This is a genomic window from Paractinoplanes rishiriensis (assembly GCF_016862375.1).
In the GTDB taxonomy this organism is placed as follows: Bacteria; Actinomycetota; Actinomycetes; order Mycobacteriales; family Micromonosporaceae; genus Actinoplanes; species Actinoplanes rishiriensis.
Genome location: NZ_BOMV01000071.1, coordinates 14,792 through 28,564, shown reverse-complemented (window position 1 = coordinate 28,564; position 13,773 = coordinate 14,792). Strand labels below are relative to the sequence as shown.

The 13,773-nt window shown below is 70.5% G+C and carries 12 protein-coding genes and 3 pseudogenes; 10 read left to right on the top strand and 5 right to left on the bottom strand.

What is annotated here, in order from left to right; genetic code table 11:
• Positions 1-105: 105 nt before the first annotated feature.
• The 3 genes and pseudogenes from Ari01nite_RS33405 to Ari01nite_RS51810 all read left to right on the top strand — a co-directional run.
• Positions 106-2,355, top strand: coding sequence for a rhamnogalacturonan lyase family protein (locus Ari01nite_RS33405; RefSeq protein ID WP_203786234.1), 2,250 nt, complete (start codon positions 106-108; stop codon positions 2,353-2,355).
• 76 nt (positions 2,356-2,431) lie between these two features.
• Positions 2,432-2,887, top strand: a pseudogene (locus Ari01nite_RS51815) (glycoside hydrolase N-terminal domain-containing protein); the annotation flags it as partial.
• Between the two features lie 182 nt (positions 2,888-3,069).
• Positions 3,070-3,243 (top strand): annotated as a pseudogene (locus tag Ari01nite_RS51810) (hypothetical protein); the annotation flags it as partial.
• 128 nt (positions 3,244-3,371) lie between these two features.
• Here Ari01nite_RS51810 and Ari01nite_RS51805 read toward each other — a convergent pair.
• Positions 3,372-3,614, bottom strand: a complete 243-nt coding sequence (locus Ari01nite_RS51805) for a DUF6036 family nucleotidyltransferase (RefSeq protein ID WP_239163244.1) — start codon at positions 3,612-3,614, stop codon at positions 3,372-3,374.
• A 5-nt stretch (positions 3,615-3,619) separates the two neighbouring features.
• Between Ari01nite_RS51805 and Ari01nite_RS33395 the strand changes: the two are divergent.
• The 4 genes and pseudogenes from Ari01nite_RS33395 to Ari01nite_RS33380 all read left to right on the top strand — a co-directional run.
• Positions 3,620-3,973, top strand: a pseudogene (locus Ari01nite_RS33395) (acyl-CoA dehydrogenase family protein); the annotation flags it as partial.
• 97 nt (positions 3,974-4,070) lie between these two features.
• Positions 4,071-4,661: a DUF5701 family protein gene (locus Ari01nite_RS33390; protein ID WP_203786233.1), complete on the top strand. Its 591-nt coding sequence runs from the start codon at positions 4,071-4,073 to the stop codon at positions 4,659-4,661.
• 89 nt (positions 4,662-4,750) lie between these two features.
• On the top strand, positions 4,751-5,074 hold the full coding sequence (locus Ari01nite_RS33385) for an STAS domain-containing protein (RefSeq protein ID WP_203786232.1): 324 nt from the start codon (positions 4,751-4,753) through the stop codon (positions 5,072-5,074).
• 483 nt (positions 5,075-5,557) lie between these two features.
• A complete protein-coding gene (locus Ari01nite_RS33380) occupies positions 5,558-6,778 on the top strand; it encodes a YndJ family transporter (protein WP_203786231.1) in 1,221 nt (406 codons plus the stop codon).
• 340 nt (positions 6,779-7,118) lie between these two features.
• On the opposite strand, the gene Ari01nite_RS33375 is transcribed toward Ari01nite_RS33380, so the two are convergent.
• Positions 7,119-7,430: a hypothetical protein gene (locus Ari01nite_RS33375; protein ID WP_203786230.1), complete on the bottom strand. Its 312-nt coding sequence runs from the start codon at positions 7,428-7,430 to the stop codon at positions 7,119-7,121.
• Positions 7,431-7,605: 175 nt separating this feature from the next.
• Here Ari01nite_RS33375 and Ari01nite_RS33370 point away from each other — a divergent pair, with 175 nt between their 5' ends.
• The gene (locus Ari01nite_RS33370) at positions 7,606-10,926 is read left to right on the top strand and encodes an NACHT domain-containing protein (RefSeq protein ID WP_203786229.1); all 3,321 of its coding nucleotides are present in this window, start codon (positions 7,606-7,608) and stop codon (positions 10,924-10,926) included.
• 21 nt (positions 10,927-10,947) lie between these two features.
• The gene (locus tag Ari01nite_RS33365) at positions 10,948-11,973 is read left to right on the top strand and encodes a LacI family DNA-binding transcriptional regulator (RefSeq protein WP_203786228.1); all 1,026 of its coding nucleotides are present in this window, start codon (positions 10,948-10,950) and stop codon (positions 11,971-11,973) included.
• Here Ari01nite_RS33365 and trxA read toward each other — a convergent pair.
• The 3 genes from trxA to Ari01nite_RS51035 form a co-directional block, all read right to left on the bottom strand.
• The gene (trxA, locus tag Ari01nite_RS33360; RefSeq protein WP_203786227.1) at positions 11,924-12,247 is read right to left on the bottom strand and encodes a thioredoxin; all 324 of its coding nucleotides are present in this window, start codon (positions 12,245-12,247) and stop codon (positions 11,924-11,926) included. The two genes, Ari01nite_RS33365 and trxA, sit on opposite strands and share 50 nt — an antisense overlap.
• Entirely contained in the window at positions 12,244-12,825 is a 582-nt protein-coding gene (locus Ari01nite_RS33355) for a carboxymuconolactone decarboxylase family protein (RefSeq protein ID WP_203786226.1), read from the bottom strand. Before Ari01nite_RS33355 ends, trxA begins: the two co-directional genes overlap by 4 nt.
• A 76-nt stretch (positions 12,826-12,901) precedes the next feature.
• Positions 12,902-13,036, bottom strand: a complete 135-nt coding sequence (locus Ari01nite_RS51035; protein WP_275410897.1) for a hypothetical protein — start codon at positions 13,034-13,036, stop codon at positions 12,902-12,904.
• Between the two features lie 86 nt (positions 13,037-13,122).
• Here Ari01nite_RS51035 and Ari01nite_RS33350 point away from each other — a divergent pair, with 86 nt between their 5' ends.
• The gene (locus Ari01nite_RS33350) at positions 13,123-13,722 is read left to right on the top strand and encodes an STAS domain-containing protein (RefSeq protein ID WP_203786225.1); all 600 of its coding nucleotides are present in this window, start codon (positions 13,123-13,125) and stop codon (positions 13,720-13,722) included.
• Positions 13,723-13,773: the final 51 nt, after the last annotated feature.

Sequence of the window (13,773 nt, the reverse complement as noted above, 5' to 3'; positions counted from 1 at the left end):
CAGGACGGAAAACGCCTGCCAAGGTATTGACGACCATGAAATCGTTCGGCAACCTCTGGTAAACGTTTTAACGTCCTCATCCCTGATCCACCTTGGAGTCCCCCCATGAAACGATCAGCGAAGGTCACGGTCGTCGCGGCCGTGGCCACCCTCCTGTCCGGAGCGGGGGTGCTCGTGGCCCTCGAGGCGAGCGCCGCCACCGACCGGTACGAGGCCGAATCCGCGCCCGCCACCTGCGACGGAGCCATCGCCTCGAACCACTCGGGCTTCTCCGGCTCGGGGTTCTGCGACTCGAACGGTGCGGTCGGCGCCGCGGCCCAGTTCACCGTGAACGCGGCGGCCGCCGGGAACGCCACGGTCGACATCCGGTACGCCAACGGCAACCCGGCCGGGCGCCCCGCCGACATCAGCGTGAACGGCGCGGTCGTCGCGGGCGGGTACGCGTTCAACAACACCGGCGCCTGGAACGGCTGGACCACCGCCTCGCTGAGCGTCCCGCTGCGCGCCGGCAGCAACACGATCCGGCTGGCCGCGACCACCGCGGGCGGGCTCGCCAACATCGACTACCTGGACGTCACCACGAGCGGCGGCGGCACCACGCCGACGACCCCGCCGCCGACCGGCAGCGGCCGCAAGATGGAGAGCCTGGGACGTGGTGTGGTCGCGGTCCGCGCCAGCAACACGAGTGCGCTGGTCAGCTGGCGCCTGCTGGGCCTGGACCCGGACGGGATCGGCTTCAACGTCTACCGGTCCGCGGCCGGCGGCGCCGAGGTCAAGCTCAACTCGTCGGTGCTGACCGGCGGCACCAACTTCACCGACTCGACCGCCAACTTCGCCCAGGCGAACACCTATCGGGTACGCCCGGTGGTCGGTGGCGCGGAACAGGCGCCGAGCGGGGCGTTCACGCTCAAGGCCAACAACGCGGTCGAGCCCGTGGTGCGGGTGCCGCTGCGGGCCGGCGGGGCGGTCAAGTTCGTCTGGGTCGGTGACCTGGACGGCGACGGCGAGTACGACTACGTGGTCGACCGGCAGACCTCGCCGCAGACGATCGAGGCGTACCGGAGCAACGGGCAGTTCCTGTGGTCCGCCGACATGGGGCCGAACAGCACCAACCAGGACAACATCGAGGGCGGCTCGTCGGTTATCGACGTCGGCCACAACGACGGCGTCACGGTCTACGACCTGGACAGCGACGGCCGCGCCGAGGTGGCGCTGCGGATCGCCAACGGGGTCCGGTTCGGCAACGGCACCACGTTCTCGAACTCCGACAACAACCGGCAGTTCATCGCGATCCTGGACGGGATGACCGGCGCGCCGCGGGCCACCGCCGCGATTCCGGCCGATTACATCGCGGACGGCCCGCTGATGGCCCGCTTCGGCGTCGGCCACCTGGACGGGGTCAACCCGAGCCTGGTCGCGTACATGAAGAACCGGGTCGGCGACGGCGGCTTCAACCTGATGTTCACCGCGTGGCGGTTCACCGGCAGCGCGGTCAGCATGCAGTGGAAGTTCCTGCGCGGCAACCAGGACCTGCCGGACGGGCACAACACCCGGATCATCGACATCAACGGCGACGGCAAGGACGAGATCGCCGAGATCGGGTTCGTCCTCAACGGCAACGGCACGCTGCGCTACTCGCTCGCGTCGCAGGGCGTCATCCACGGCGACCGGTTCCACATCGCCAAGATGGACCCGAACCGGGCCGGCCTGCAGGGCTACGCGGTGCAGCAGGACAACGCCAGCGGCCTGCGCGAGTACTACTACGACGCCACCACCGGGCAGATCATCTGGAAGCACATCGAGTCCGGTGTCGGCGACGTCGGCCGCGGCATGGCCGGCGACGTCGACCCGCGCTACCCCGGATACGAGGTGTGGTCGTTCTCCGGCCTCTACAACGGCCCGACCAACCGGCTCGCCGAGCCGAACACCGGGCTGGCGCCGTGGCCGCAGCTGGGCCTGTGGTGGGACGGCGACGTCACGATGGAGCTGCTGAACGCCGGCAAGATCGAGAAGTGGAACCCCAGCAGCCCGTCCGCCAGCGGCAGCGTGCCCCGGCTGGTCACCACCTGGAACTTCGGCGCGGTCACCGCGGCGCAGAGCGGCCCGACGCTGTCCGGCGACATCTTCGGCGACTGGCGTGAAGAGGTCGTCTATACCAACTCCTCGTTCAACGAGCTGGTCATCTTCACCACCAACGTGCCGACCAGCACCCGGCTCTACACGCTGGTCCACAACCCGGCCTACCGCAACGCCATCACGCTCAAGGGCTACATGCAGTCGCACCACGTCGACTACTACCTCGGCTCGGGCATGAGCACCCCGCCCCGGCCGGCCATCAGCTACACACCGCGGTAAAACCGTAATCCGGCCCTCCGCCCCGAGCACCTGACATATCGACAGATGTGTATTGCTTGAGGCGGAGGGCCAGCACATGTTCGAGGTGTCCCGACGGAGCTTTCGCATCGGCGGAGTTCGGCAACGCCGGCCGGCAACGCCTCCAGCTCAACGGGGACACCGTCTGAGCGGGTGGACCGTACGTCCCGGACAATCCGCTGGGCGCCGGCGCGCTCGCCGAGATCCGCCGGCTGGTGTTCGCCGGCCAGTGGCTCGAGGCGCAGACCCTGATCAACCAGACCATGCTCGGCAGCCGGTTGGGCAGATGGTCTGTCAGCCGGTCGGGGACCTGCGCCTGGAGTTCGACCATGGCACCGAGGTCAGCGGGCACGACCGGCGGCTCCGCCTGACCACGGCCACGACGTCGACGTCGTACGTGGTCAATGGGGTTGCTTTTGATCGTGAGGTTTTCGCGAGCGCGCCGGATCAGGTGATCGCGGTGCGGCTGACCGCGGACCAGCCCGGCGCGATCAGCTTCACCGCGTCCTTCGGCAGCCCGCAGCGCACCACGGTGGCCAGCCCCGACGGCACCACGATCGCGCTCGACGGCGGCGTGGTCAGCAGCGCCGCCGGCACGCTGCGGGTCACCGGAGCCGACGCGGTGACCCTGCTGATCTCGATCGGCTCCAGCTACGCCAACTTCCACGCCGTCGGCGGCGACTACCAGGGCATCGCGTGGCAGCATCTGCGCGCCGCCGAGACCGTGCGCTACGACCGGCTGCGGCGCCGGCACGTGGCCGACTACCAGGAACTGTTCCGCCGGGTGACGATCGGCCTGGCCGTACCGCCGCCGACCAGCCGACCGACGTCCGGATCGCGCAGCACGCCGTCGCCGACGACCCGCAGTTCGCCGCGTTGCTCTTCCAGTTCGGCCGCTACCTGCTGATCTCGTCGTCCCGCAGGCCGGGATGGTCGAACACCCGCGGAGCGTTGGTGTCGCCGCCGGGTGCGACGTACGCGCTGGCCTGCTCATTGAGCTACCACTGCGGTAGACCGAGTTCGGCGGCAACGGATCTGGCCTCGTCGAGCACGACGCCGTGTGGTTGGAACACCGCGTCGATGTCGCGTGTCGACCGGCGGGCGTCGTACGCCAAGGCCATCGCCGCGCCGCCGAAGACGTAGAGGTCGGCGATGACACCGCGCCGGGCCAACCGTTCGCCGAGGCGTCGGAAGGCATCCTCGATCGCGACCCGATCGAGCAGCGGATCGTCACTGCTCACGCGACCTACAGGGCTCCCTGGCGATGTACGCGATCCACCGGTGGGGCTCCGAGGAGCAGCGCGAACGCTGGCTGCCCGCGCTGGCGGCCGGCGACGCGATCGGCTGCTTCGGCCTCACCGAACCGGACTCCGGCTCGGACCCGGCGGGCATGCGCACGCGTGCCCGCCGGCACGGCACCGACTGGATCCTCGACGGCCGCAAGATGTGGATCACCAACGGCTCGGTCGCCGACGTGGCGGTGGTCTGGGCGCAGACCCCCGACGGCATCCGCGGCTTCGTGGTACCGACCGGCACGGCCGGCTTCCAGGCCCCCGAGATCAGGCAGAAGATGTCCCTGCGCGCGTCGGTGACCAGTGAATCTGACGAGCCTTTCGGTGGGCCGCCGGGAAGCAGTGGCGGGAATATCTCCGTACGGTGTACGTTGATGGGCGTACCACCATCCGGAGGGAGACCCCATGACGGAGTTCGATCGGCAACTGGGCAACCTCGTCGCACTCGGCTATCCCGCGCTGGCCGGGCTGTCCGAGGAGGCGTTCACCGAACGGCTGGCACCGTTGCGGCGGGCGACGGGCTCCGGCACGTTTTTGCTGGTCATCACGCGTGCACTGGTCCCGATCGAGGAGTCCATGGTGCGCACCACGCTGGCCGGCAGGAGCAAGCCGGGATTCGTCGACCGGACGTTCGAGCCGGGCTCGCTGGAGCGTTTCGGGCCGGCCAAGGGCGTCCATCTGCCGGCCGACGACGCCTATCTGCTGCTCGATGTCGAGCGGGGCGAGGAGTTCTGCGGCGCGGTGCCGGCGCATGCCTTGGCGACCATCGACGAGCGGGGCCGCACGCCGCTCACCATCGAGGAAGGTGTTGCCCTGATCACGCAGCACCCCGAGCTACTGGTGAAAAACAAGTGCTTCTCGCTCGGCGGCTCGCGCTGCGGTGACCGGCGGGTGCCGGCCATCTGGATCAGCCAAAATGCGCCGAAGCTCGGCTGGTGCTGGGAGGGCAACCCGCACACGTGGCTGGGGATGGCGTCGGCGGGAGGTCGCTCATGAGTAGGTGACGACAAAGTGCGACGTTTGCGGTGCCGCCATCCGGGGTACCGCGGCGACCCGACGGCACACAACCAGCCGGGGGGATCGGCATGTCCTTGGAGTACCGCGTCGAGCGTCAGGGCAACGTCACCACGGTGGCGCCCATCGGCGATGTCAGCCTGGAAACCGTCGAGGCGATGCGCGAGGTGCTGCGCTCGGCGGTGGCAACCCACGACGGTGGCCGCATCGACGTAGACATGCAGGCCGTGACCTTCCTCGACTCGTCCGGCATAGGCGTGCTGGTGGCAGCCCAGCGCGCCGCCGCCGCCCGAGCCACCCGGCTGATGCTGTGTAACCCCGGCCCGATGGTCCGCATGGTCCTGGAGATCTCAAACCTGGACAAAACGCTGGTCCGCGAGGCAACCGACGCCTAAACGCGGGAGGCAGCCTGAACGGCGCTGCCCGGCCGGGTGGCCGCAACCGAGCGGTGCTCCGGCTGGGCGCCATCCGCGGTGGAGCGGTGTTCGGGCTGGGCGCGGTCGCGGTGGAGCGGTGTTCCGGCTGGGCGCGGTCGCGGTGGAGCGGTGCTCCGGCTGGGCGCGGTCGCGGTGGAGCGGTGCTCCGGCTGGGCGCCATCCGCGGTTGAGTGGTGTTCGGGCTGGGCGGTCGCCGTCGAGCCGGTGTTCCGGCGGGCCCGCGGGCGCGGCGGAGCGGTCCTCCAGCTGGGCGCGGCGCGTCGTCGGCAGCGGTCACCGCGGCGTGTCACCGCGGCGTGCCACCGCGGCGTTTCACCGCGGTGGGGCTTGGCCCGTCAGAAGACGCCGCCTGCCATGCTCTGGCGGCTGCGGCCCTGTTCACTGCGCCTTACCGAGCACGAGGCCTGCCTTTCTTGAACGTGTTCGAGTATGCTGGGAGGCATGGATCGACTGACGGCGCCGGGGTGGCTGGGGCTCTATCTCGTGGTGGCGGTGTGTTTGTTGCTGTTCGTTCCGCTCGGGCTGGGGGCGCTGGGGCGCGGGCGGTGGCTTGTGCGCTGGTGGCCGGTTGTGGCTGTGCCGGCGGTGGTGGCGCTGCTGATGCCGCGCGGGGTGGGTGCGGGGGTGCTCTGCGTGCCCTACCTGATGGCCTGCCTCGCGGTGCCGGTGGTGCTGCGGCGGGAGCGGCTGGCGGCGTTTGCGGGGGCCTGCCTCCCGGTGGCCGCGGTGGGGCTGGTGGCTGAGCGGGCGGGAGTGGCGCTGCTCGGCTTTCCGGCCGGCGTGCTGGGGCTCACGGCGGCGCACTTTCACGTGGCCGGGTTTGGGGCGCTTCTGCTGTTGGCGCTGCTGGACGCCCGGCCGGCGGCGCGGCTGCTGGCGCCGGTCGGTGTTGCGGTGGTCGGGTTCGGCTTTCTGGTTGACGGCGATGCGGGGGAGGCGGTCGAGCTGGTGGGCGCGGGGATGCTCACCTCGGGGCTGTGGCTCGCTCTCGCTACCCGGTCCGGCCGGGCCGCCCGGGGGCTGCTCGCGGTCAGCGTGGTGACCATGGCGTTGGCGCTGCTCTACGCGGCCGGTCAGCTGTTCCCCGTACCCCATCTGGGTTTGACTTGGATGGTTTTGACCCACGGTGTCCTGAACGCAGCCGCGGTGCTCACCGCCCTCGCTGTGGTGTGGGCGCGGCGGGAGCAGCACTGGTCGGAGCGGCGCTGGGCACATCGGGTCGGTGCCGGGCGGGAGCGGTTCGAGGCGGCGTCGGCGGCGCTGCTGAGCTGGGAGATGCATCGCCGCGCGGGTGCCCGGGTCGCGCCGGACACCCCGGCGGCCAGGGCCGGCCAGCAGATGCGGTCCGAGCTGGGGGTGGGCCGGCTGCGGGTGGGGGAGCCCTGCGAGATCATTGACGTGGTACGCGAGCCCGCCCGCACCGAGATGCACTATCGGGCGTTGCCGGGACACACGTTCGAGGGGGATGAGCGGTTCGCGATCGTGCTGGACGGGGAAGATCAAGTGCAATTCGAGGTGACCGTACGCTCGCGGCCCGCGCTCCTGATCGCCCGGCTCGCCGGTCCGCTGGTTCCGGTGGCGCAGCGGCTGTTCATCGCCCGGTGTGCGGCGGCCCTGCGACGGCCGTCCACTCGCCTGCCGGAGCGTGAGATCAGCCGCTGACAAGCGGTGTCGCGGACGCGGATGTTGAGCTGCACCTTCCATTTCGTCTTGCGCGGCTCGGTGCGCGGATCCGTCAGGCAGGCCTCGTAGCGGCACCCGAACGGTCGCCCTCGCGGTCGAGTTCCACACCGGCGGTTGTCGGAGCACACCCGGGCGGCGCACCGGAAGCGGCGACCCAGTCCAGCAGCGCCCGGTTGGCCCGCAGCGATTGGTCGCGACCCGTCAGCGTGGCGTAACGGCCCGCGGGCAGCGGCCCGGCACCACCGGCGTTACCGTGCGGATCTCGAGGCAACTCCGCGCGGGCCGGTCCTCGATGCGCGGCGGGGCGATCAGGTCCACGTCAGGACGTGGCCATCCGGATCAGGGCGTTGCCGCCCAGCAGCAGCACGTCGGCGCCGGCCACCAGGGCCATGCTCAGGCGCATGCGGCGCGCGGCGAGGTCCGGGTCGTCGCCGGTCAGGCCGCGGGCCGCGAACCAGAGCGCGGCCAGCACCAGCGGGATGCCGCCGATCAGCAGCAGGCCCACCGAGCCGGGAGTCTTGCCCTGGGCCACCAGCATGGTCACCATCACGGCCGGCACAATGCCGAAGAACACCACGGCCAGGCCGCCGTACCAGCGCAGCGACCGGGTGGTGTCCGTCGCGTTCGTCATCATCCTCCGCCTTTCAACCCGTCAGATCGTAGCGGCGCCGATCCGTGGTGCGGCCGCGCGGGCAGGCTCGATCAAGGCCGGTCAGTCAGATCAACGACTGGCGCGAGCTACCGGGCATCGACCGTCTTAGCCTCACCTGTCGCCCGCCCAACGATCTGTGACGAGCCGAGGAAATATGAAGCTGCCCTTGACGTACCGCTCCGCTCTGCGGCTCATGGGAGTCGACGAACCTGGGGCGCTGCGCATGCTCGACACGTTGCTGGGCGGCATCATCCTCGCTTCCGGCGCGGCGGCCCTGCCCACCGGCTACGCCGTGCTCGGGCAGGTCTGGGGCTGGGTCGACCAGAAGAGCGAGTTCCTCAAGATCCTCGGCAGAGGCGTGTCCTGGGGCCGGGACCGGCTCGGCGTACTGGCCGGCTACGAGCGCGCGCAGCTGATCGCGGCGGCACATTCCGTGCTGGTCGGAGAGGCGGTGTTCCACAGTCTCCAGCAACATCTCGGTCCCGCCTACGCGGTGCTGAAGCTGACCGACGAGGAGAAGCGGTTCCTGTTCGCCGATCTCGACGTCGCCGAGGAGTACCGCACGGCCGTAGACGCGGTGCTGTCGGCGCGGATCGAGGTCCCGTGGGCGGGCTGCTCCTTCGACGAGAACCTCGAAGTGAACATCGCTCCGTACCTGCGTGCCGGTGTTGCCCGGTGCCTGGCCTCGTTCCACAAGCTCGCCATGTGGGATCGAGCCTGGAAGCGGCTCGGGTACCGGCCAACCGTGCAGCACATCGTGACCGGCGCGACCAAGCGGTACGAGGAGAACTACTTCCGGCTGGCGTCCGACGTACCGGAATTCCTGGTCTGGGCGATGCTGGGCGGGCAGCGGGCCACCGATCGGGCGATCAAGGCGGCCGGCCGGGACATCCTCGGTGCCCTGCACAGCCAGGCGGTCGCGCTGAACCGGATCGAGACGGTGCTGTCGCTTGTCTCCCGCCCGTACCGGCCGCACCACGATCTCGACGCGCTGAGGAAGGCGAATCGCGCCATCCTGTCCCAGCCGCTCATCAAGATCGGAGAGATGGAGGGCGCCGCAACGGTGTCCATCCCGTCGATCGCGGACGGGTACATCACCCCGCGTTTCCGGTTCGCGGTCGTCGACAATCGATCGCAGCCCTCCAGCGAGGAATGGTGGCAGGACCATCCGGTCCGCTCCGACCTGGACGAGTTTCTGATCGCCTACCTGGCATCCGCACGCAGCGCCGAACAACCGCTCGTGGTTCTGGGCCATCCGGGCGCCGGCAAGTCGTTGCTCATGCGCGTGCTGACGGCCAGGCTTTCGTCGACCGCGTTTCCCGCGTTCCTGGTCCCGCTCCGGCAGGTCCGGGCGCCCGGCGCACCGATCTTTCAGCAGGTGCAGGACGTGCTGGACCGCTCGACGCACGCGCGTGCCCGGTGGGCCACCATCGCGGAGGCGGCGGCCGGCCAGAAGGACGGCGGCGGAGGAGCCACGCGGGTCGTACTCCTCGATGGTCTGGACGAGTTGATGCAGGCCACCGGAACCACCGAGTCCAACTACCTGAGCCAGGTGCAGGACTTCCAGCGGACCGAGATGAACCAGGACGCTCCGGTGGCGGTCATTGTCACGTCCCGCCAGGTGGTGGCCGACATCGCCAGCATTCCGCGCGGATGTGCGGTGCTACGGCTCGAGGATTTCACCGACCGGCAGATCGAGGAGTGGCTGACAACCTGGAACGCGGTCAACGCGGATGCCGGCGGGACACCGCCCGGCGCTCTCTCCCTGCAGTCGGTCCAGGCGATGGGCCCGATCGCCAGGCAGCCGTTGCTGCTCCTGATGATCGCCATCCAGGCCACCGCATCCGGCGGGCATACCGTCGCGGCGAGCGAGACCGCGGTCTACCACCAGCTCCTGGTCGACTTCACCCGCCGTGAGCTGCGCAAGTCCGACCGCGAGGAACGCACCCTCGAGCCGCCGCCCGAGCCCCTGGTGAGCGCTGAGCTCTGGCGGTTGGGGATAGCCGCCTACGGCATGTTCAACCGTGGCCGGCAGTTCGTCACCGAGATGCAGCTCCAGGGCGATCTCGGCGCCCTCGACCCGCAGGGGCTCGCTGCCCGCAGCGACCGGTCGCAACAGGTCCAGCAGCTCAGCGAGGCGAGGCGGACGATCGGCCGGTTCTTCTTCATCCACACCTCGGAGACGAGCGAGTCGGACCAGAGCCGGAAGACGTACGAGTTCCTGCACGCCACGTTCTCGGAGTACCTGATAGCGCATCACGCGGTGGACCGGGCCGCCGAGCTGATCGACGCGTACGACGATTACGTGAACGGCCGGCTGCGGCCCGGCGTGCCGTGGGACAAGGACGACGTTCTCTTCGCCCTGCTGTCCCACCGGCCGATCGCGGACGGGGCGATCGTCCGGTTCGTCCATCAGCTCGTCGACCAGCTGAAACCCGAGGTACGCAGCCTGGGCGGCAAAGTCCTCGAGATGCTGCTGAGCAAGGCTGACCGGCCGCGTATCCAGAGCAACGAGATCAACTACAACCCGCACTCGCGAACCACGGTGCAACGCCTCGCCGCCTACGTCATCAACCTGGTTCTGCTGCGGTTGCTGCTGGTGCCGGACCGATCGATCACGCTGCCCGACCTGGCGCCGCACGGGCAGGAGCCGCTGGTGTGGTGGCGGTCGGTCGTCCGGCTCATGCAGGCCGGCCTCGAGGAGGCAACCTGGCTGGGCGTCCTCCAGTCCATCGAGCCCCTCGTCGCGGGCGGTGTCTGCTCGCTGCAGTTGCGGCGTGACGGTTTCGACTACGACATGCGCGAGGTTCACGAAGCACGTCTGCTGTTCGAATCCGATGCGGCTGATGTCGCCCATGTCGGTGTGGCCCTGTGGCGCGGCGTGCCGGTTCCCGCCGTCGCGAGTTCCGTCCAGGTCTACTCCGACGTGCTCGCGCGAAGGCTTTTCGCTGCTCCCTCGCCGGCGAGTGTGCCGCGCCTGCTCGCCGATGTCCGCCAGGTCGGGCAGCTCCAGCCACCCGCGTCCTTCGCGGTGGTGGAGTACGTCCTCACGCACTGCGGTCATCTCTCGCTGAGCGAGACGGCCGAACTTGTCGGTTCCGCCGTCACGTCGGCGCCCGAGGCGATCCGGGCAGTGCCCGTCGTGGTCGCGCGGCCACAGCTCTTGCACATGTTGCCGCACGTGGCCGACTGGTACGGGCAGCACTTCGCCTCGCCCGTCGATTTCGCGCGGGTCGCCGGCGCCTTGGCGCTGCTGAATCTGATCGGCTCGACCGAGGAGAAGGACCTGGGCTGGCCGGTGTACAAACTGCTGTTGCGCACGAACGCGCACCTGGCGTCGATGGTGAAGGCCCACCTGATCAAGAAATATGCCTCCGTCGCCGTGGTCGCCGACGAGGCGCGGCCGGCGCTGCTGCCCGCCATCGTGGATTCGCTGACGCACGACCTGATCCGGCACGACGGTGATCGGGCGTGAACTTGTGCATAGGGTGTCGGCGTGGACCGGCTCACCATCAAGGACGTGGCGCGGGCGGCCGGGGTGCACCCGGCCACGGCGTCGCGGGCGCTCGACCCGAGGCTGCCGGGGCGGATCAGCCCGGCCACCACCGAGCGGGTGGTGCGGGCCGCCGCTGAGCTGGGTTATGTGGTCGACCCGGTCGGGCGGTCGCTGCGCACCCAGCGGTCCGGCACGGTGGGCGTGCTGGTGCCCGATCTGCTCAACCCGTTCTATCCGCCGGTCGTGCGCGGGGTGCAGAACGTGCTGCGCGAGCACGGCTTCGAGGGCCTGATCGCCAGCACCGACAACGACCTGCGGCGCGGTGCCGAACTGCTGGACCTGTTCCGGGCCCGGCGGTGCGAGGGCTACGTCATCGCGTCGGCCGGGCGGCGCGATGCGGCCGTGGCGGCGCTGGCCGGGCAGGGCGTGCCGATGGTGCTGGTCAACCGGCTGACCGAGGTCGACGTGCCCAGCGTGACCAGCGATGACGCGTGCGGGATCAGGAATGCCGTCACGCATCTGCGGGCGCTGGGGCACACCGCGATCGGACATGTCGCCGGACCGGCCGGGATCTCGGTGACCGGCACCCGGGCGGCGGCCTACCGGGCGGCGCTGCGGACCGCCGGCATCACGCCGCGACCGGCCTGGGTGGTGCGGGCCGGGCAGTACACCGCGGCGGCCGGCGAGGTGGCGTGCCGCGGGCTGCTGGAGCGGGGCGAGGTGACCGCGATCCTGGCCGGCAACGACATGATCGCGGTCGGCTGCCTCGCCGCGATCGCGGAGCGCGGGCTGCGCTGCCCGCAGGACGTGTCGCTGGTCGGCATCAACAACATGCCGCTGGCCGAGTGGCTGCGCCCGCCGCTGACCACGGTCGCGATCGCCCAGGAGGAGTTGGGCGCGCAGGCCGCCCGGCTCGTGCTGGCCCGGATCGTCGACCCGCGGGCGGACGCCGGCAGCGTGGCGCTGGCCACCGAGCTCATCGTCCGGGAATCCACCGGTCCAGTTCGGCCCGCAGCACGCTCCTAGGCCGCAGGCCGTGCACCCGGTGCACCGGCTCGCCGCCGACGAACAGCAGCAGAGTCGGCAGGCTGGTCACGCCGTAGCGGAGCGCGACCGCCGGGTTGTCGTCGACGTCGACCTTGACCACGGTCAGCCGGCCGGCCAGGTCGGCCTCCAGGGCGTCGAGGACCGGGGCGAGCTGACGGCACGGGCCGCACCAGCCTGCCCAGAAGTCCACCAGCACCGCCCCGCCGACGTCCCGGACCGTGGCGTCGAAGTCGGCGTCGGTGGCCGTCCTCACGGCCGGCCCATCGTGGCGGCCACCTCCGGCGCCAGCCCGGCGGTGTTGTCCCGGCCCAACTCGCCGTGCTTGATGCCGAGCGTCTTGAGGAACTTCTGCTGTCCCATGGTGAGCCCGATGAAGTAGCCGAGTTCGACGATCTCCGGCTCGGTGAAGTGCTCGTGCAGCTTGGCCCACACCTCGTCGTCGGCCATCAGCGGATCCCAGGCGATCGCCTCGGCCAGCAGCAGCGCCGCCTTCTCCCGTTCGGTGAACCGGTCGGAGCCGCGGAACTCGATCAGGTCGTCGATCTCGCGTTCGCCGATGTCCGCGAGGTGCGAGCGCTGGCCGGCGCAGTATCCGCAGTCCAGCGACTTGGCCACGAACACCCGGGCCAGCTCCTTGATGTGGTGGTCCAGCACGCCCTCGCGGAAGACCTGCTGCCAGGACTGGTTGAACGTCCGCAGCACCGCCGGGACGTGGGCGCGGATCGCCTGGCTCTCCAGCCGCGGCGTGCCGTACCGGCGGGAGTCCTCGAGGTATCCGGCCAGGTCCGGATCGGTGACCGAGTCCGGGTCGACGTAGCTGATCCGGGGCATGGCGCCTCCCGACGCTTGGCAATCGATTGCCAGCCATCGTGCGCGCACCGGCGGGGCCGCGTCAAGGCACGTCAGGTCAGGTCCGGCAGGTGCCGCGGGTGGTCGAGGACGTCGCGGAACAGGTCGCCGCGTTACGCCCGGTCACCTTTGCCGAGGTGCCGGAGTGGCGCCGCCGGGCGCCCTGGGCCACCGAGAATCCGCGGGTTGTCACAGGACCGTCATAAATCCGCGGAGGTCCCGCCATCTGCGCCTTCGAAGCTTGAGGTCACCACGGTTCGACGACGAAGCGAGGCAGGCATGACGGCCGTCCCCTCCGCGTACGGTTCGGGCGTACAGCTGATCTGTGACACCTGCGGCGACGTGGCCGCCACCGACGGTTGTGGTCTGCATGATGCGGACGTGGTCTATGTCGCGGTCACCGCGATCGGCTGGTCCGGCTCCGCCTTCGCGCGCGGGCCGCACCGCTGTCCATCGTGTCCGCCGAGCGCGCCGCGGCGGACGCAGAAGCCGGCCCGGGTGGTCACCGACCGGGTCGACGTCGAGCTCCGGCCGGCCGCCGCGGTGGTCCGGGTGCGCGGCGACCTCGACCTCGACGTCGCGCCCGGGCTGCGTGCCGCTCTCGAGCGGGCGATGGCCGCCCGCACGCACGTCGTCGTCGATCTCAGCGGCGCCGGCGTGATCGACGCGGTCGGGCTGGGTGCGCTCGTCCGGGCCCGCAACGCGGTTCGCCGCCGCCACGGTGAGCTGCTGCTGGCCGGTCCCTCCCGGTTCGTCCAGACGGTGCTGCGCACGATGCGCCTGCACACCGCGTTCCGCTCGTTCGGCACGGTCGAGCAGGCCGTCGCCGCCGCACACCGGCCGTCGCCGCGCCTTGCGCTGGCCGGGACGACGAGCTGAGGTGCGCGGCCGCCGGAAGTGCCTGCCGCGCCGGGAGGTCAGGCTGGCCTG

Coding starts and splice junctions, on each gene's coding strand:
- Ari01nite_RS33405 (WP_203786234.1), top strand. CDS start 106: ATGAAACGATCAGCGAAGGTCACGGTCGTCGCGGCCGTGGCCACCCTC.
- Ari01nite_RS33390 (WP_203786233.1), top strand. CDS start 4,071: ATGACGGAGTTCGATCGGCAACTGGGCAACCTCGTCGCACTCGGCTAT.
- Ari01nite_RS33385 (WP_203786232.1), top strand. CDS start 4,751: ATGTCCTTGGAGTACCGCGTCGAGCGTCAGGGCAACGTCACCACGGTG.
- Ari01nite_RS33380 (WP_203786231.1), top strand. CDS start 5,558: ATGGATCGACTGACGGCGCCGGGGTGGCTGGGGCTCTATCTCGTGGTG.
- Ari01nite_RS33375 (WP_203786230.1), bottom strand. CDS start 7,430: ATGACGAACGCGACGGACACCACCCGGTCGCTGCGCTGGTACGGCGGC.
- Ari01nite_RS33370 (WP_203786229.1), top strand. CDS start 7,606: ATGAAGCTGCCCTTGACGTACCGCTCCGCTCTGCGGCTCATGGGAGTC.
- Ari01nite_RS33355 (WP_203786226.1), bottom strand. CDS start 12,825: ATGCCCCGGATCAGCTACGTCGACCCGGACTCGGTCACCGATCCGGAC.
- Ari01nite_RS33350 (WP_203786225.1), top strand. CDS start 13,123: ATGACGGCCGTCCCCTCCGCGTACGGTTCGGGCGTACAGCTGATCTGT.